General features: G+C 30.4%; 17 protein-coding genes. 2 read left to right on the top strand and 15 right to left on the bottom strand.

From position 1 onward, the window contains the following. Positions 1–445: 445 nt before the first annotated feature. The 7 genes from LGK95_RS02625 to LGK95_RS02595 all read right to left on the bottom strand — a co-directional run bounded on the left by LGK95_RS02625 (position 446) and on the right by LGK95_RS02595 (position 10,164). The gene (locus LGK95_RS02625; RefSeq protein WP_226121924.1) at positions 446–3,487 is read right to left on the bottom strand and encodes a type I restriction endonuclease subunit R; all 3,042 of its coding nucleotides are present in this window, start codon (positions 3,485–3,487) and stop codon (positions 446–448) included. Between the two features lie 2 nt (positions 3,488–3,489). Then, entirely contained in the window at positions 3,490–4,797 is a 1,308-nt protein-coding gene (locus LGK95_RS02620) for a restriction endonuclease subunit S (protein ID WP_226121923.1), read from the bottom strand. Next, the gene (locus tag LGK95_RS02615) at positions 4,790–6,571 is read right to left on the bottom strand and encodes a type I restriction-modification system subunit M (RefSeq protein WP_226121922.1); all 1,782 of its coding nucleotides are present in this window, start codon (positions 6,569–6,571) and stop codon (positions 4,790–4,792) included. Before LGK95_RS02615 ends, LGK95_RS02620 begins: the two co-directional genes overlap by 8 nt. 646 nt (positions 6,572–7,217) lie before the next feature. Next, a complete protein-coding gene (locus LGK95_RS02610; RefSeq protein WP_226121919.1) occupies positions 7,218–7,880 on the bottom strand; it encodes a recombinase family protein in 663 nt (220 codons plus the stop codon). Between the two features lie 267 nt (positions 7,881–8,147). Next, complete coding sequence (locus tag LGK95_RS02605) at positions 8,148–8,795, bottom strand: Ltp family lipoprotein (RefSeq protein ID WP_226121917.1); 648 nt, start codon at positions 8,793–8,795, stop codon at positions 8,148–8,150. 365 nt (positions 8,796–9,160) lie between these two features. Further along, positions 9,161–9,757: a hypothetical protein gene (locus LGK95_RS02600; RefSeq protein WP_226121915.1), complete on the bottom strand. Its 597-nt coding sequence runs from the start codon at positions 9,755–9,757 to the stop codon at positions 9,161–9,163. A gap of 101 nt (positions 9,758–9,858) precedes the next feature. Further along, positions 9,859–10,164, bottom strand: a complete 306-nt coding sequence (locus LGK95_RS02595) for a hypothetical protein (RefSeq protein WP_226121913.1) — start codon at positions 10,162–10,164, stop codon at positions 9,859–9,861. A gap of 727 nt (positions 10,165–10,891) precedes the next feature. Here LGK95_RS02595 and LGK95_RS02590 point away from each other — a divergent pair. Beyond that, positions 10,892–11,626, top strand: coding sequence for a zinc ribbon domain-containing protein (locus LGK95_RS02590; RefSeq protein ID WP_226121911.1), 735 nt, complete (start codon positions 10,892–10,894; stop codon positions 11,624–11,626). 152 nt (positions 11,627–11,778) lie between these two features. On the opposite strand, the gene LGK95_RS22315 is transcribed toward LGK95_RS02590, so the two are convergent. After that, positions 11,779–11,910, bottom strand: coding sequence for a hypothetical protein (locus LGK95_RS22315; protein WP_264174454.1), 132 nt, complete (start codon positions 11,908–11,910; stop codon positions 11,779–11,781). Positions 11,911–12,318: 408 nt separating this feature from the next. Between LGK95_RS22315 and LGK95_RS22755 the strand changes: the two genes are divergently transcribed. After that, positions 12,319–12,486 carry a BRO family protein gene (locus LGK95_RS22755; RefSeq protein WP_226121909.1) on the top strand — a complete coding sequence of 56 codons (168 nt, stop codon included), beginning with the start codon at positions 12,319–12,321 and terminating at the stop codon, positions 12,484–12,486. Positions 12,487–12,761: 275 nt separating this feature from the next. Here the strand turns inward: LGK95_RS22755 and LGK95_RS02580 are convergent, their stop codons facing one another. From LGK95_RS02580 to LGK95_RS02550, 7 genes are all read right to left on the bottom strand, one after another. After that, positions 12,762–14,144 (bottom strand): restriction endonuclease, encoded by a 1,383-nt coding sequence (locus LGK95_RS02580; protein ID WP_226121907.1) that lies wholly within the window; start codon positions 14,142–14,144, stop codon positions 12,762–12,764. A gap of 560 nt (positions 14,145–14,704) precedes the next feature. Continuing rightward, on the bottom strand, positions 14,705–15,166 hold the full coding sequence (locus LGK95_RS02575) for a hypothetical protein (RefSeq protein ID WP_226121905.1): 462 nt from the start codon (positions 15,164–15,166) through the stop codon (positions 14,705–14,707). A 397-nt stretch (positions 15,167–15,563) separates the two neighbouring features. Then, entirely contained in the window at positions 15,564–15,929 is a 366-nt protein-coding gene (locus LGK95_RS02570; RefSeq protein WP_226121903.1) for a hypothetical protein, read from the bottom strand. 92 nt (positions 15,930–16,021) lie between these two features. Further along, positions 16,022–16,267 (bottom strand): hypothetical protein, encoded by a 246-nt coding sequence (locus LGK95_RS02565; protein ID WP_226121900.1) that lies wholly within the window; start codon positions 16,265–16,267, stop codon positions 16,022–16,024. A 728-nt stretch (positions 16,268–16,995) separates the two neighbouring features. Then, entirely contained in the window at positions 16,996–18,093 is a 1,098-nt protein-coding gene (locus LGK95_RS02560; RefSeq protein ID WP_226121898.1) for a hypothetical protein, read from the bottom strand. Between the two features lie 261 nt (positions 18,094–18,354). Continuing rightward, complete coding sequence (locus tag LGK95_RS02555) at positions 18,355–18,873, bottom strand: hypothetical protein (protein WP_226121896.1); 519 nt, start codon at positions 18,871–18,873, stop codon at positions 18,355–18,357. A 551-nt stretch (positions 18,874–19,424) separates the two neighbouring features. Then, the gene (locus LGK95_RS02550) at positions 19,425–20,027 is read right to left on the bottom strand and encodes a helix-turn-helix domain-containing protein (RefSeq protein WP_226121894.1); all 603 of its coding nucleotides are present in this window, start codon (positions 20,025–20,027) and stop codon (positions 19,425–19,427) included. Position 20,028: the final 1 nt, after the last annotated feature.

The raw sequence follows: 20,028 nt of genomic DNA, 5'->3' as shown, positions 1-20,028 counted from the left end.
ATTTCACATAAAATACAGACTTTTTTTAATAATGACATTTTATATGATTATCCTATTATATTGAACCTCCTAAGAGCCATTCTAAGCATCCCTAAAGCATATATAAGTGTATTTATATGTCCCTATAATCAAGGCTTAATACTATGGTTATAGCAATCAATCTGCTTTTTATCCTTCTTGCTAATTTTGATATTTGAAGGCTCTGTCTTTTCTCAACTACTATAAGGTAATTCAGAAGTACAAAGAGTTCAAAAATTGTTTGATACGCCCCCAGTATATAGACCCGAGTATTTTATGTTTAAATCTAGGAGTGCCATAATTATCTCTAAATAACAAATCGCATTGTAAAACCTTGTTTAATGCTAAATAAGACTCACCATAAAAAAAGAAGGTCTATTTCAAACCTTCCTCATTCTTTAACTTTCCTGTACCCCCAGATATATTTTTATGATATTTTCCCACTCCTCAAATCCTTATATGCTTCTTTAGCAATTTCTTCCATTACCGATTTGTAGAATGCCTTATCCTCGAATAACTTAGAGAATGATGACACGGACTCACTATAGCAATCTTGTGCAACCTTTTTAAAGATTTCAGGAAAGATGCTTTGCTCAAATATTTCTGAATCATTCTTTTTAGCGTATTGTTTAAGTTTTTTATTACCTTTCACGCACTTTTTATAAATGGTTTCCACTATAACTCTATCTCCCTCATTAAAAATACCTTTAAATCTATCATTGATTTTGTTAATAATCTCTTCTAAGAGCACATCTGTATCTTCTGGTTTGCCACCTACATCTATTTTTGGGGGATTCTCCAATATTGAATCCTCAATTGTAGGATTTAGTGTAATATCTCCTTTGAAAGTTTCCATTAAATTGTAAAATTCAAGCTTTAATTTACCTTCTAAATCTATATCCCTTTCGGTAGCTCTTGGAAGTAATTTTTCAAGATAAGCCGTAAACATATATTCTTTATGCAGGTCTTTATCAAACATTCTTGCAATTTGAATAATGTATGAATACCATTTATTAAAGTTGCGAACAGTTTTCTTGAATTCAAATCTTTTTTCTTCGCTAAGCTCCAAATACCTATTTGTGACTGGCTTTAAAAGGCTTATCATTTTACCTAAATCTGTATTGTTTTGACTTCCCTTTTTATAATAAATTTTTATGAATTTCTCAATATCATCACCATTATAAAGATTAAACTGTCTTAATAATATTTTCGTGTCATAAATAAGATTGACATTAATTTCTTCTTCCAGAATTGTTGATTCATAATATGGTTTAAATGCTTCTTGAATCTCTTCTGCTGTATTAACAAAATCAAGAATAAATGTATCTTTTTTATCTTCACAGATTCTATTTAATCGCGAAAGAGTTTGTACTGCTTTAACTCCACTCAGTTTCTTATCAATAAACATTGAATGTAGTAAAGGTTCATCGAATCCTGTTTGATATTTTTCAGCTACGATTAACATACTAAAGTCATCTGTGTGAAAATCTGCTTTTAATTGGTTTTCTTTAATTTTAGAACCATCCTTACGCTTGTTCATGGCTTCTTCTGTAAAATCATTTGAGTCATCTTTCACTACACCTGAAAAAGCAATCAAAATATCTAAATTAGTATAGCTTTTTTTCTCAATGTATCGTTTAAATTCGTGGTAATAACGAACTGCGTGAAGCCTTGATGATGTTACTATCATTGCTTTGCCACGACCACCAATTTTATTTCTAGTTATATCCCTGAATTGTTCAATAATAATAGCCGTTTTTTGTTGTAAATTATGTGGATGGAGTGACGCGTAACGTCTAACGGTTTTTATTGCTTTAGAAGTTGGTACTTCTGGATTGTCGGATGTATTCTTAGCAATTTTATAACAAGTTTTATAGGTCATGTAATTTTTTAATACATCAAGGATAAAGCCTTCTTCAATCGCTTGTTTCATGCTATAAATATGAAATGGGTGCAAAGTACCATCTGAATATTGTTTGCCAAACATTCCCAATGTTTTTTCTTTTGGTGTCGCAGTAAATGCGAAAAACGAAAGATTCTTATGCTTTCCATGTGTTAGTAGCTCATTTACAAGTTTGTCTTCATCATCTATTACTTCTGATTCGGCTTTACCCTCGATAACTGCGTATTCTATTAAAGCTTCATGGGTATCTGAAAGAGCTGATTTTAACTTTCTCGCACTATTCCCAGTTTGGCTTGAATGAGCTTCATCTACAATAATAGCAAAATGTCTTCCTTTATTGTCATCAATATCTTGGTAGATTACAGGAAATTTTTGAAGCGTAGTGATAATAATTTTTTTTCCGTCATTAATCGCATCTTTTAGGTCTTTAGAGGTCTTTCCCTCGCCTATTGTTTCTACAATACCTTTTGTATGGTCGAATCCTGAGATTGTATCTTGTAATTGACTATCAAGAACTCTTCTATCAGTAACAACAATAACTGACGTAAAAATATTTTCATTATCTTTATTGTGTATACTTGATAATCCATAGGATAGCCATGCAATTGAATTACTTTTACCCGAACCTGCACTGTGCTGAATTAAGTAGTTATCGCCACTACCATTTATTTTCACATCTGCAAGTAGTTTTGTAACTACATCTAACTGATGATATCTTGGGAATATAATTTTCTTAGATACTTTCTTTACTTCCTTACCATCTTTTACTATTTTCGTTTCCTCAACACTTAAATGAATATATCTTTGCAGAATATCCATAAATACATCTTTAGTTAAAACAGACTCCCAAAGGTAAGAAGTTGCATATCCTTTTGGATTTTCTGGATTACCTACTCCTCCAACATTTCCTGACCCATTAGAGCCTTGGTTAAATGGTAAAAAGAAAGTATTTTTACCATTTAATTGAGTGGTCATTGCTATTTCGTATAAATCTGTCGCAAAATATACCAGAAATCTTTTATTAAATTGCAAGCACAATTCTTTTGGATTTCTATCATACATAAATTGAGTTTTTGCATTTTGAACGGATTGACCTGTAATTTGATTCTTTAGCTCGATTGCAACAAGAGGAATACCGTTTAATGATAAAACCATATCGATAGAATTATTGTTTTCAGTTGAATAATAAAACTGTCTTGTGCAAGTAAGGATATTTTCTTCATATAACTTAACAACCTCAGGATTTAGAGATGTTTCAGGTCTAAAATAAGCAATATTAATTTTAACGCCTCTGTCATTAATGCCATTTCTAAGCACATAAATAAGTCCATGAATTTCTACTGCTTCATTGAACCTTTTATAAAGTTTATTCTCAGCATCACCTTTATATATTCTTTCATATCGTTCCCATCGCTTTGGCTGTGTAGCTTTAATAAAAGTAACTAATTTTGATATATCCATAGCCTTTTCTCGATTATAAGTAGTCATATCACCTTTTACGTAACCACCTTTTGTGAGAAGGTAGTTTTCTATATCTGCTTCAAAGCGTTTCTCTTTATCTTCCAAAATTAGCTCAACTCCCTTTTACCTGTTACACATTCATAGATAAGTGATTTTTTATAAGCTTCAAGTTCTCTAAGTAATTGTTGTTTTTGAGTTATAAGGTTGTCTATTGTGGAGCATTTTTGGTCAAGGTAATCCACTATTTGTTTTTGTTCTGTTTTTGAAGGAGCTAAAATTGGAATATCCTTTAAATATGAAATATTGATAATAGGCAATGTTGTATATAGTGCATTATCTTTAATATATTCAGTTTTGGAAACCAAATAATACAAGAGGTATTTATAATAAATATCTCTTGGTATTAGAGCAGTAATCTGTTGATTACTGTAACCTTTTTTATCTATATATCCAATTTTCCCAACAGTACCCCCAATACATATTAATAAAATAGATTTTTCAGGATACAAAGAGATAATACCATTTGTAATTGCTAATTCAGAGAGTGTTTTTATGGGTTGTTTTAATAAAAAACTAGATTTAAAATCTGATGGAGTAAACCAATTAACATCACCATTAAAATATTTTATTTGTGACGTAGACGGAGTTGTACCATTTTTCAACTTACAACAATGTTTAATTCTTTTAATATTCCATTCTTTTGGAATTTCCCCTATCCATTTAATCCCGCTATCTTTCATTTCAGCTTTTGGATTTAATCCTTTTGTTACTGCTTCAGTAATAACTGATTGTTTGTATTTCTTATACTCTTTAATAGAAAGAGTTGTTTTAGTGATAATATTATCTATTAAAGTTACTTTTTTATCGAGGTATTCTGCAATTTTTTGTTGTTCTTTTATAGATGGAATAACTACAGGCATTATCTTTAACACTTTTTGACTCAGATTTGCTCTTGTTATAGAATTATCATTTTGAATTAAATAGCCCCTCGTTGCTTCACTTCTGAAATTATACTTCATAAAATTTAGATTATAATTTTCAAAACTATTTGGTCTAAATCTAATACAAAATCCATTATAGGTTGCGTTTGGAATATCTTCTAAACACATAGAAGCAAATCCTAATTCTTTAATTGTTTCAGATGAACCTGTAAAAAATGTATCACCCTTAAGAACATTAAAATTTGTTCTATCTATTTCTGTAGATTCAACTAAATCAGGATAGTTTTTATTTATTATAATATTGGAATATACATTTTTATAACTAATAAACGGATAACCATGTCCAAAATCTTCTGGTTTTTTATTGGCTAACCCAGACTTTGTATTACCGATAGTTTTAAGTTTTGATACTCCCCAGTTTTCAGGGATTTCCCCAATCCACTTAATCGCGCTATCCTTCATTTCTCTACTCATTATTTTCACCATTTTTACCAAATAATGACTTTAAGGAAAACATTAATTTAGTTTCAATTTTACTGATTCTCTCTGCAATATCATCAGCTTTTTCAGGTGCTTTGTATTTGTAAAAGTATCTTGTAAATGGAATTTCATAGCCAACTTTTGTTTTTGACTTATCAATCCAAGCATCTTTATTATATGGCAATACTTCTCTATTGAAATAGCTATCTATGTCTTCTGTAATTGGCACATTTTCAGTATCTCTCTTCGATGTATCTATAACTGGTTTATTTTTATTCTTAACTACTTTATCATTTTCATCAAGTATTGGACTATCAATAACTATTTTATTAAAACCAAATTCTACATTGTCAAAGATTTTAGATTCACAGGTCTTGTCCCGAAGAGTATAAACTTTATTTTGGAATTCTCCATAAGCTTTTACAATAATATCTCTGCATTCTTCTGTAATATCATTTCTCTTATTTCCAATTGCCTTTCTACGTTTTTCATACATCTTTGAAGCATCAATTAATTGAACTTTTCCTTCTCTGTTAGCTGGTTTATTTTTTGACATAATCCAAACATATGTGGTGATACCAGTATTGTAAAAAGCATCATTGCTAAGTTGTATAATTGCTTCTAACCAGTCATTTTCAATAATATATCTTCTGATTTCGCTTGAACCAGAACCAGCATCACCACTAAATAGAGATGAGCCATTATGAACAATAGCCATTCTACCTGTATCTTTTAGCTTCTTAAGACCATTAAGGTCAAATAATTGCTGTCCATCGCTTATCTTAGGTAATCCAACACTAAATCTGCCATTATAACCAAGTTTAGCTTCTGCTTCAACAGATGCTTTTTCAACCTTCCAATCGATACCAAATGGGGGATTACTAATGCAATAATCAAAGGTGAAATCTTTAAACTTATCATCTGATAAGGTATTTCCTTGCCTCATATTACCAGAGCTATCGCCTTTAATAATCATATCTGCCTTTGCAATTGCAAAGGTTTCAGGATTTAATTCTTGACCAAATGTTGTAATTTCAGCTTCTTCATCTAATAACTTTAATCTTTCTTCCATACAACCAAGCATCTGGCTTGTTCCCATAGTTTGGTCGTATACAGTTTTTACAACACCTTCTTCAATAAGGGCATCCTTCTCTTCTGAAATAAGTAAATCAGTCATAAGGTAAATAATATCTCTGCTTGTAAAATGTGAACCTGCCTGCTCATTATAAGACTCTGAAAATTGCCTAACTAGTTCTTCAAATATATAGCCCATATCAGTACTTGAGATAATATCAGCACCCATATAAGCATTTTTTTTATTGAATTCCTGAACGATAAGAAATAACATACCGTTGTTTGCAAGCTTTGTAATTTCTTTTTCAAATTCAAAATTTTCAAGAACATCTTGTACATTCTCGGAAAAGCCTGCAAGGAAAGTTCTAAAATTAACTTCAATATGTTCTGAATCAGCTATTAAATTTTCAAATGTAAAAGGACTAGTATTGTAAAAAGAATAACCTGATGCACTTTCAAGAAAACCATCTTTTACTTCAAATTTCTTAATCTCTTCATATTTATCTAAGACAGCTTGTTTTGATGGCAATAAAGTATCATTAAATCTTTTTATTACAGTCATTGGAAGTATAACTTTCCCATATTCGTGAGGTTTATATAATCCTTGTCCTATAATATCTGCAATGCTCCATATTAGGTTTGCTTTTTCATTTACATTAACAGCTGTTTGCTTGTTTTTAATGTCTTCTGTCATTTTCTTCCCCTTTATTTATGCTCTTATGTAAATTTATGTATGTTATTCATTGAATATGATTGGGAAATTTATTATGTCAGGGACAAAAGACAGTTTGGATACGCAATTGTAAATGAAGTTAAAGGAATGGTTTCAAAGGGGAAGACATAAAAAAATAGAGAAGCATTTTGGTTTAAGAAACAAATTTGTAATTAAGGAGCTTTTAAGGTGACAATAGCTACAATTGAGGGGTATTTTCTAAATTTCGGTTTTTAGTGGTTCAGTTCATTGAACTAAATTATTAAAAATAGCTAAATTCATCCCTCAAATATTATAAAAATCATATAGTAATATAACAAATGGATGGAGTGCTTTCCATTACTAATCTTTAGTGAGTTATTCTAGGTCAGCCTGTCTTTGATGAACTACTAAGCTGTATACATTACAACCAAAAGGATTTAATATTGTGACATACCCCCGAGTCTGTGGATAAGTATCTTATTCACAATATAAGAGGTGCTATGGCACTCCTAAAGTAATAACAGTGCTTGTAGTGCCTTGTGGAGTCTTAAAACAAAACATTTAAAGGGTCTACCATTAAAAACAAGATAGGTTACTTACCTTTCTTTAAACGATATATAATGGGTAAAAAAAATCGAAGGTAGCATTATCTACCTTCAGGTGTTTCATAAATATTAATGTATTTGTATAGTGTCGACCTGCCTATACCTTGTATTTTAGCAAATTGTAATGCAGATATTTTACCATATTCGCCATTTTTAAATTTCTTATATTCTTTGATAAAATCCTTTGGTAACTCTGCCTGTGGTCTGCCTAATGTCTTACCCTTCGCCCTTGCAGATGCTAACCCTTGATTTATTCTACTAACTGTTTTTTCTCTCTCTTGTTGTGCCATATGTGCTTTCAATGTTATTACTATATCAATTATCATACTATACATACTGTCATTGTTCTTATCTGTAGTTGTATCGGTAACCTTTTCCCAATTGTTCATATATGGTATATCTAAACTTACAACCTTTATTCCTTTGGCTTTAAGGTCTTTGAGTTCTGAAATAACATCATCTGCATCTCTACCTAATCTATCTAAATCAGTTATAACAAGAATATCGTCTTTCCTTAATGTATCATTCTTTAGGTTACCAAACACTTCTCTGTTTTGTGCTTTTACTGTACCCGAAATTCTCTCTTCTTTAATATCATCAAACTTGAAGTCATTCTCACTTGCATACTGCTCTAAGGTTATTCTTTGTCTATCTGTTGTCTGCTTTTCCTTCTGTGTGCTTATTCTCATATATCCGTATATCATTACAATCATCCTTCCATCTATCTTATGATTATATTATATCCGTCTATGAAATCATATTCAAGTATCATAGACACTTATTAGCATAAATTAAACCTATTTATCTATGTCTATCAAGGTTTATCTATGTCTTTCTCATGTACGTGAAATCATATGTTTTTGTAGACACCAATACATGGAAATTAATATGATATATAAAATACTTTTTAGTTAATGTATATTACAAAAAAAGACCACCTCAACGGCAGTCTCATATAATATTTAGTTTAATTATTTTAAGTTATCTTTAGCGTATTGAGCCTCTGATGGTGTAAATTTTTCTCCTGCCGAAGATATTAATTGGTCATAAATTGCACTTGGAGACATATTCATAGTTTTTTGATACGTTTCTGCTGATGCTAATGCATTTGCGTTATAATCAATCTTTACATTGTCTACTGCATATTGAGCAGATTCTGCTGAAAATTTCTCTCCTGCTTCAGATGTTAACTGGTCGTATATTCCTGCTTTAGACATATTCATGGTAGTACCATATGTTTCTGCCATTGCTAAAGCAGAAGTATCTTCTGACGAAGCAGTTGGGGTTGTTGCAGGTTCAGCAGTTGTAGTCGTTATAGGTTCAGCAGTTGGAGTTGTTGCAGGTTCAGTAGTTGTAGTCGTTGTAGGTTCAGCAGTTGGAGTTGTTGCAGGTTCAGTAGTTGTAGTCGTTGTAGTGCTATTACTATCTGCTACTGGTGTAGTTGTCGTATCTTTTCCTCCTGCATTGCTAATTGCTACTAATAATACTATTACTGCTAGTCCTGTTAATATCTTATGCTTACCGAAGAAATTCCTTTGGTCATGTCCACAACTAGGACATTTCTTTACACCCTTCGCTATTTCCTTGTCACACGCTTTACATTTAACTAATTTACTCATTAATAAGTCCCCCTAAAATTTAATTAATACCCCATTGTTTAAGATGCAAATTATGGCCTTCACAGTTTATACATATTATTTATATATTATTCCAATTAGACATTACCATAATTAAATAAATATTACAATAGTTATTTTATATTTATTATGTGATTTCATTTGTTTCTCTATAACTGTGGACGTTATACCTATGCCACCATATCCATTGCCTTCTTTTGTAGTTAGCTTAAAGGAATCAAATAATTCTATTTCTTTAGAGTTATCTACGACTGATACTAATAATATCTATTATACCCAACATAAACAGGTTTTTTATCGTCCACAAGTATTCATCAACCTTTCTTAATAAAACTAAACTTTGATTTTTATTTACTTGGATATCTTGTTTGAAACTCTTTAATCTGAGATGCCAAACTATTATCTAATGTGCTATATTTTTGATTGTAATCTGTTAGTGAGCCATTTGGAGACTCAACCATACCCTCAAATTCATTATATGTGGTAAATATTTTCATAACTAATTCATAAGCTTCTTTATTTTCTATGGAAGGATTAACTAATGCATCCATATGTTTTTGCATTTCGGCTTTACCTTCAATAATTGCATCCATTTCTCCATTTGCTTTGAATTCTTCATTCTTATATTGAATCGCATCGTCAAAATCATATGCAGGTTTCCCATTGACCGTAACAGGTGCGCTAAAAATAGCACTATGCCAAACACTGGCAATTTCTTGTGCATCTGTTTCAATTTTAGCACCTTGTATTGAAGCCAAAAGCATTACTTGTTGTAACTCTATATTGTAAATTGCTTCTGCTTTTTTAGCTTTTTCAGCTTTTGCATTCTGATAAAAAATCCCTCCACCTATAATAACGGCTAAAAGTACTATTATAACTACAATTTTAACTGCTTTATTTTTTTCTACCTTTTTTCCTACCTTTGTTTCTACATTGTTTTCCATTTTAATGCCCCCCTAATTCTAATTACTGCTGAACAATTCATCTATAGTATTCATACCCATCATTTGTGTATTAACCTTGCACATATTTCTAGTCTCCGAGATTATTCTGAACCCCTTTGTCTAATTTTTTCTAATAAAGTAACAACTTCTCCCAAACCCAAGAACGCAATACCACTCACAAACGAAGATGCCATTATGGTTAAGCCATATACATATCTCATAGGATTTGGCAATGTTAATAAGGAGTAAGTTGGGTCGGGTATTGTTAAAGTAGCACCTACGATAAGACCTAACGATATTCCTATCACTAACGTAACCTTGCCCATTCCACTTACTAAATCACCAATAATTGCACCATGTGTTTTTGGCTTTTCAACTGTCTCATTTTCAACTTTTACTTCACTCATTAATAAATCCCCCTCATTTTTAAAAATTCTAATTCTATTACTTCACCAATTCGGGAATATCATGCATCCCATAAAACTGATAAAACTCCTTATGTACCTTTCTAAATGTTGGGTCGTCTATCTCTATAATATTTCCAAAGAAATCATGGTCTGCAGTGCATCCACCGTTGCCTTAACCTATAACAAGCATTAATTTAAATAGTTTTACCATATTGATTATCGTGATTAATTGCTAAATCTTTAGTATAAGAATAACTTTATTTATACGAATTTTGTTCCCTTAAATTGTAAATAAAGGTGGCTACATCACATCATAAACTATTACAAACAGAACATATAAAATCAACAATTTATTTCGTTTTCGTCGACAATCACGAGGCTTTAAGTAGCTTAAAATCATTGGTTTAAAACACCTTTAGTTCCATTACTTTTTATTAGAAATTAAATGAATACCCACTTTTCACCTATACTCTATCATTAATTCTTTATTCTAGGCTCTTAGATAGAGTCCTAGAGGCTTTAATCATTGTAATAAAATAGGTTAATCAGCAAAAATAAAAAAGACCACCAATAAAGGTAGTCTGTTATCATATATTACGACTTAACAATGAGTCTATAGGTTGGTCTAATGGATTTAATATTCATTATTTATAATTTATGTAAACGTAGTAATTAAGTGGTATACTATGTTTGGTAAATATAAAATAATTAGTGAGGTGAATTACATATGGCTCTTATCAACTGTCCAGAATGCGAAAAAGAAATTTCGGATACAACAAAACAATGTCCTAACTGTGGTTTCAAAAGGAAAAAGCCTAAGAAAACTATTAAACAAAAGAAACTAATAATATCAATAGCAATATTATGTGTATGCATAATAGGCATTGGAACGCCTATAACTATATCCTACATACAAAATAAAACATATGAAAATAATTTATCGGTTGCTGATGATTTCTTTAAAAACAAACAATATGATAAAGCTTTATCTGCATTTAAATCACTTCAAACAGATAAAAACACTTCAGATGTAACCAAAAAAATCAAAATCACCGAAGAAAAAATAATTGAAAATGAGAACCGTAACAAAGTTGTTGGCTTTGTAAATTTTATAAAAAAATTGCAAGAAACTAAACTTCGTAGTGGCATTACAGTCACATTATCAGATATGGAGTATTCAATGAGAGACCTTGTTAGTCAGCTTAAAACTTTTGAAGGTATTTCTGCAAATGATAAATCAGAATTATCAACATATATAATTGCCATTAAAGATAGTTTAAATTATAAGCTAATGAAAATTCAAGCTAATAGTGATTCATTCAAAAATACTGGTTTAGCTGATGGGTATGGACAGATAGATGCGCAGATGAACGCAATAAATACTATTTCTGTTGCCAGTGCTCGTAATACTATAAACGATGCAATAGATGAAATATTGCTTAAACAAATACCCACCACATAATGGATAAATTCCATCATGTGGTTTTTACATGTATGTCGGCTGTACTTAATAAGTATGATGTATATATTTAAATGAGTATCATGATTAAAAAAAATAAGGTAGGATGTAATAATATATATTCCACCACCCTTTAAAACGCTACTTTCTATAATCTATGGCTCTGTATAGCCTTCTAAGACGTCTAAACCTTTAATTAATATATCTTCACCTCTAAATAATACATAAAGTGATTTTGTGTATTTATGACCAACCTTAACTACACCTAAGATTACGAATAAGTTCAATATTGTAGGCTCTTGAAGGAATCTTAGAGGCTCTAATCATATTATTAAAATAGACTAATCTTCAAAAATAAAAAAGCTACCAATTAAGATAGCTTCTAAAAATATTCTACTAGGCACACATACTACCATGTTCAGTCATCACATAGTCCTCTAACTGTCTTCTAATTAACACTTTAGTTTAAAATTACATCTTCCATATTTAGTACGTCTACTTGGACTAACACGCAATTTAAATACATCTTTTGTTAAGGTTCAACCATTGTTAATTTGAGGGTCAAGGTGTAGATATAATAATAGTAGATGATTCTCCATTATACTAATATTCAACTGGAATGGCATTAGGGTAGGTATGTAACATCACCTAATACTAAAGGAACTGTTTACGCACATAAAACAAGAATAGATAAAGTGGTTAAGAATGGCTATATAGCTACTTGCTTACACTGTGTAAGCAGATATTTAACAGAAGATATGTTGTATGATTTTATATTAGAAGCTAGAATGGATAAATGCAGAGCATTTAGAAACTGGGTCACTGGAACAGTTTTCCCTTCTATTAGGGGCTATAAAATGTAAGTCAAACCTACGGCTACAACAACAGAATTTGAGGGACACGGTTTAGATTCCTAGGAAAGATATAATTCACCAAAATATAAAGAGTGCTGAAATTCTAACGGTTTTCCACAATGGGAAACTTTATTTAACAAAAGAGATGTTATATCGTTTTATGTTAGAAACTAAAACAGAAAGGTGCAGAGCCTTTAGAAAGTGTGTAACAAAAAAAGTATTACCTACCCTCCTCAAAGTGAAAGATGCAAGATTCATGTAGGTCTACTATTCCGTTATCAGTATCACTTTTTCTTAAGCTTAATATGGGCTTTATAACCATATTTATTTAGAAGATATACTAGGTTAGACCCATCTATTAATGTAATAGGCTTATCTTTTGCAAACTCCCTCGAATCATTTCCAAAATAACTTGTTGTTACTAAAATACCCTTAACTGCACCTTCATTAATTACAGTACCATATAAATCTCGGGATGCCGAAACTGATACAACATTATTGTACCTTTTAGCTTGTATTATAAACTTACCTCCCTTTATTGGGTCGTTATCAAATGCTACTGCGTCGACTCCACCATCTCTACTCGCTTGTGTTACCCTAACCTCTGAGCCATCATCAGAAAAGATTTTTTCAAATAACTCACGTACTAAATATTCGAAATCTTCCCAATCCATCTCAGCAAGATTAACACCTTCATCCAATTCTGATAAAATGCCCTTATTAGATATAAATCTTCTATCATTCCTATTTATATCTAATATAGGTTTAACTGGAGAAAGTTGTTGTAACTGACCAACGAAAATCCCTTTAAGATACAGAATACAATCCTTATATGAAATCTGTGTTAAGTTTATTTTTTCAAATTGGCTTCTTGGTACCATTAATGAAATAATACAAGATGTAAAATTATTTCCAGTTTTCTTATCAATATCCTCAGCCAATCCGTTAAATACAATTGTATCAAGTATATCATTTCCAATTGCATCAAATACTTCCTTTATTGAGCGTAGTGTACTCTGAAATACTACTGATTCGTAATATTTATTAAATTCCTTATCCTTCATCTTAATTTCAATTAATCCTTCAATTAGTGAATCATACTTATATTTGATTGTATTAGGTACTTCAACCGTATTTGGTATTCTATAATTTATAATAGCTGTTTTAGAACTAGCTTCATATTCAACTTCAATGTCTTTATTATATCCTTCTGGATAAGTAGACTTCTGAAGAACGGATTCAATAAAATTATTCATAGCTTTATCATCACCAATATATTTTTTATAATATTGTTCTAACACTATTTTATTGTTTTTAACTCCATTCATTAATATATTTTCATACGCCTTAATCTGTAAAAGAGACTTCTTTGTTTTAGTTAGAATTTCATTATCCAATAAAATTTTATTGTATTTATTCTTCCACCTTATATTTCCTAACTTAGTTAGTCCAATATTTTGTCCATATTGTTTATCACATTCAGTAATGAGGTCTAATTGGTCGTTAGGTACATATAAACTCTCTCCATCAAGAAAGATAAGACAGTAACATTTTATGTTTTCGATGTTTCGCACTGTCAAGTATTTTATACCCTTATATAGACATACACCGTGATTAGAATGTACGTAATAATTATCTTGTACTAAATCTTCTTCTTTAATTGCCAACTATATCATCCCTTTACTTATTAAATTAAACTATGCTCACCCATACATCAAAATAAATTATAATAACTGTTACGCTAAATTTACGAATACTTATCACCTGATGCATAGATTGTACCATTTACCCCTAGTTAAAACAACTATATACATATATGTTTAATTTTGTTTATAAGTTAATTTTTTCTTCATATTGGAATTAAATCTGAATACCCAATTCCCTCCTATACTCTAGCATTAATTCAATATTATAGTCTCTTAGAAACAATCTTAGATGCTTTAATCATATTATTAAAATAGGCTGGCTAATCTTTAAAAATAAAAAGACTACCAATCAAGGTAGCCTCTTATCTGTTAATAATTATTTAATTCTGTATGTATGTTAGTATTACATCATCAAAATATAAAAAACTCATTGCCGTATCACCATAAACCCATTGTTCACTTACCCGTCTGCAGTCGTAGTTCGATTAATACTTTCTGTACGTCCCCAAGTAGAATCAATACATTCCTGCGTTGTCATACCTATCCTAGCAACTTTTGTTCTCGCATTAATGTTATTTTATTTATTTCTCTACAACTGTGGACGTTATACCTGTGCCACCATATCCACTTTTTTCTTCATTTACAGTTCCATATGCCGTTACTGTATCCCCTTCTGCTACTGGAGTACTTAACACATTAATTATAGTATACCTTCCATATCCATCACCTTCTTTTGTAGTTAGTTGAAAGCAATCAAATAATTCTATTTTTTTAGTATTATCTACAACTGATACTTTGCCTGTTACTTTTACTTTTAAGTCCTTGTTTTCAGACTCATGACCATTTAGTTTTACAAAGTCTGCTTTAACTGCCACTGCTTTTAATTTTGCATCTAAATCTGCTTGTGTTGGCTTTGATGAAGACTTTTGTGTGGCAACTGGTTTCGCAGTATCTACAACTTTAGTTACTGGCTTAGAACTACACCCACTTAGTATTACCCCAATTACCATAGTTGCTACTAAAAATTTACTATTCTTCTTCATTCTAAAATGTCCCCCTTATAATTCTAATAATTTCAAAATAGATAATACCATATGCTCTAAGATAATTCAATGAACATTACTTTCCATAAAAATAATCTATCACCTACCAAATCCATGGACATATGATAACTATGTTTTTAGTATCCTTCAATAAATTGTAATTCCTCAAAAACTTATAGATGGGTTATCTCATTTTTTACAACAGCTTAATATACATTAGATTGGATAATCCTAATGTATGAGGCGAATTTTTACCACACCCTCCCTCCTATAATTCAAAATCCAGCATCCTTTCTGGGACGTTTCGAGTCCCACTAATGATAGCCTTAGTTTCATGGATTAATTTTCAACATTTATCGGAATCCTATTAATACAAGAGAATGTCTATATCCATCTATCATATATCCAATTTCTTCAAACTATCTTTCAACTTTTTATTTTCCATACGCTTTCTATAAACACGCCTTTTTCTCCTCACCCTTCTTTCTTCAAGCAATTTAGCCTTGGACTCTTTCCACTCTAAATAGTTCTGGTATGCTTCTTCGTCGGCAAATAAATAACTAAACATCTCCAAGGGTCTATTTTTTATTAGGTATCTGTCTAGCACAATCCACTTTTTCTTATGTAAAAATTTTAAATGTCTCAATGTCATTGCAATATTTAATTCATAAATAAATGACATCTCTTCCAATGTAGCTTCTTCGAGTGAATATCCAAGTGATTCATATTTTCTAATTGTACTTTCGGGAAATCTGCATGGCATGGATATCACCACCTTACTATAAATTATTTTTATTGTCATTTCATTTTTTTGTTTTATGTACTTCAATTTCTAAAACTAATAATAATCATACATTACTCCATACTATACCTATTTAAATAATCATATGCATCAAAGTCACTATAACGCTCCTTCTGTTCGTCGTCATCCATAGACTTTGGTTTATCTCCATCTCCAAATAAATATTCCAGTTCTAAATCAATACATTCCCATACATGATTAACAAATAAATCCTCAATCACCTCTTGAAATTCATATGTCTTGCCATGAATAATTTTAATGTCCCCCAATTTTGCTAATCCTTTTTTCTCTCTTGCCATTATTAACTTCCTCCTCTAAATATCTCATGTAGCAATTATTGTAAATTATATTTTCATATGCTCTAGCCTGTATAATTTCATAGAGTTTCAACATATTTATTGTCGAACATTCTCTTTATATTTCAATTACTACTCTCCTCGTATAACTGAATACATCCATTTCCACTCGTTAATTTATCCTTCCTAAACATACTATTTTCACCCATACACTTGCACCTAATTAATTACTAAGTGTCTTACAAACGATATTGTCACTGTGTAATTACATAAAAATTCACAAAGTAGAAAGCTTATGTTATTGCCACCTTAATAAGTTTTTATCTCGTACAAATGCATTAAATTGCTCTCCCTCTAAATCCACCAGAGAATCCTTAAAACCATCTTAAGGTATTTATTATCTTCATCAACAGATATCCAACCTTTAAGACACCATAAATAATTAGTCCTTTAAAAAAGGATAATTCATAGAACGATTAATTTTATTTTTGCTCAAGCCACTCGCAGAGCGAGTGTGGACGGAGTCCTCTAATCCTAGAAGAAATGTGATAAACATATTAAAGCGATAATAACATAACTACTTATTTTCTATGTATTTTCTTAACCATCTCTCTTAGATTGTATTATTGGATTCACTTAGTTGATAATCTTTAAATATACATTTTATGTAGGGTACTATATTAAGGTAATAAAATGTGCTCTAATATAGTACCCTACATTTTTTGTATATTTTAACCGAATAATGCCACATTTTCCTCCCATTCAAGTTGTTCCTCTTTTTCTTTCTTCTGTTTCCACTCATCAATGCCCCTAGCTCTTTCTTCTTCTTTTATCTTCGAAATCTCAACCATTTTTTTGTCCCTTTCTATTTTATTTATTTCTCCTTGAACATTGCCATCAAGGTCAACATAATAATACACAAGTGCCTGTTTATCTTCAATTTTGTATTCATAGCTATAAATTTTTATCTTAAAGTCTACAGCATAATAATTTTCATAGGAAATTTTAACTAAGCTGTTTAAAATTATTCCTACTGGCACATGGTTTTTCATTAAGTAACCGACGTGTCTTTTATGGTAATCCATGCTCAACTTAAGCTTATCTAAATCAATAGCCCCTTGAATAATTAAACTCAATATTCTCTTAGGCATTGAAAATCTTGGCAAGAAACTTCCCTTCATTCCAAACAAATTTAATCCATATCCACTTAAATCACGTTTTAATGTTCCAAATATCTTATTATTTTCTACATCTGAAATTTCTGTTTCATTAAACTCTTCCAATAAATAATAATACAAACTATAGGTTCCAACTTTTGATATGCTTTTATTTATTATCCCACAATCAGTTAACTTTTTTAAATACTTCCTTACCGTTCTTTCATCTTTAATATTAAATCCAAGCATTATCATATTAAGTGTAACAGCACCATATATTTCGCACTTATGTTTGAATGATAACAGAAACATATATAACCATATTAGTGATTTATCATCTAATTTATTGTAGACTAAATTAAAAATATCCTCGTTGGCTTCTAAATGCTCATCTTCTGCATCGTCTACTTTTATACTAAAGTTACTATTTCGTTTTACCTTTTCAATATCCTCACTCACAACTATAACCCCCTCACTTATCAGCACTGACAATGACGTTCTAAATTTCAATGCTGTTTCTGTTCTTAACTTGTACCCAAACAATTTCATTAACAAATTCAATGAAATTTTCTCTATCCTCATGCATTTTATATAAACAAATAATGCTACTGCTAATTCATCACTTGTTTTCTCGCCTCTAAGCATCCTTATACTTAGATTTATTTTATCCATTGTTTCACATTCATCCCTTTCTTCTTATTATTAGTCAAATTCTCTATTGCCCACTCTAAAGCAGGCACATCAATTGTTGTTGTGAATTTCATAATTTATTCATTTTATTTTGTTTGATACATAATTCTCCTCCTACTTTACTATTTTATAATTATTGAGTACTTTAAAAATATTACAGCGTTATAATCTAATTTATGTATGTTGTTAGTTTGCTTTTAAATCTAATATGTAATTTCGTATAATACTTTAATCAGTGATGTCCTATGCTACTTCTTTTATAGAATAATGGTTCCTGTTCAAATCTATTATGGTAGTCCCATACCCCCTATCTTGGATTATAAAAATTTCATCCTCCAATGAAGCTTTCATGCTTATATCCTCATTGATATAAAATAGGTATTTGCTTTCTTGGTATGTCATATCCTCTGCAGTTGAAAATTTAGTAGGTAAGCTTTCGTAACCAATCTCAATGCTAGTGTTATATACAACTTTGCTCATTAAGTTAATATTTCCTTGAACAAATATTTGGGCATTCAAGCACGCCATTAAGTAGTTTACATAAATATCTAAATCAGTAATGTGTTCAATCAAATTCACAATTACTATTCTATATTCATTTTCACTTAGTAATCCATTTGAAGAAATAAATATATAAAATTCCATAGTGTTGGTGATAGGGAAAATTGACGTTACTACACTGCAGGCTAGTATTGATTGTAATTCTCTAGCTATATCTGAAGACATACTTGATAATTGTTGAGTTTGCATAAAGTGATTCATTATAATTTCCTCCTCCATATAATATTGTTTATTTTATTTTTGCCGTCCACAATTCACCCTAATTATTTGCGTAATCTGACCTATATCAATATAGTTCATTGCTTACTGCTTATGCCTTGATTATTTAAGGGTATAGCAAAGCAATGCTATGAACAAAACATAGTATCTCACATGGTAACTAGGGCTAAATCCCGATATTTAGTTGTTGACATTTTTATGATTTTAAGTGATTTCATAGTTGTTACCCAACTTTCTATAATTATTTTGGTTTGCTAACCAAGATTAAATATTCCACGTATATATGTGGTGGTAGCAATCCCTTCTTTAATTCCCCTTTCTCAATTTATATTTTATAGTTAAATTAGACTAAGCATTTTAATATTTGAATTTTCTATGTGTCCGAATAATATAATTCTTTTGGTTTCACTCTAAATTCCTCCCTGCGTTATTTTCTATATTTATTTGATATTTTACTATTTTATAATTTATGTGTTATATGTTTTACTTGCCGTACTGGTGCCTATCTATATTTATAGCTTGAATTTAATTTGTTATTCGTCTGAACCATCATCCATATCCATAAGAATCTTTTCATCAAGTAACTTTTTATTATATTCTTTAATTTCATCTGCCACCTTAAGTACAAATTTATCCTTCTCTGTGGAATTTCCTTGATATTTATTCACGGTTGCTAAAAGCAGTCCTTCTAATATACTTTTATTGATTTCTTTATCTGCCACTATGTCTGTAAACATTTTATATAAATCTAGCAACTCGGATGCATCATAAAGTCCTCCATCTGACTTTTCATCATTAAAACACGTCGTAAGGGTGTTCCCAATTTGTACGAATAGTTTTCTTTCTTTAATTTCATAGTCATAACGTTCAATTGCATATCCAACACCAATATCTGATTCAACACTTGTTTCTAATTTCATCTTTTGGATTTCTAATTTATCAATTTCACCAAGTTCTTTCTGAAAGTATTCTTGTGGAATGTTGAACATTTCAGAAAGTGTATGTAAATGTTTTTTGGATACATCCTGTCTTCCTTTAAACCAAAGGTTAATATTTTGTTTCTTTATTTTTAATTTAACAGCAAGTTCTTGTTGTTGCATACCATAAAGGTTAAGTATGAATTCTAATCCTATCATA

The organism is Clostridium algoriphilum (genome assembly GCF_020443705.1).
Taxonomy (GTDB): domain Bacteria; phylum Bacillota; class Clostridia; order Clostridiales; family Clostridiaceae; genus Clostridium_AD; species Clostridium_AD algoriphilum.
Note: the sequence above shows the minus strand (reverse complement) of the source record. Positions and strands in the feature narration are given on the sequence as shown.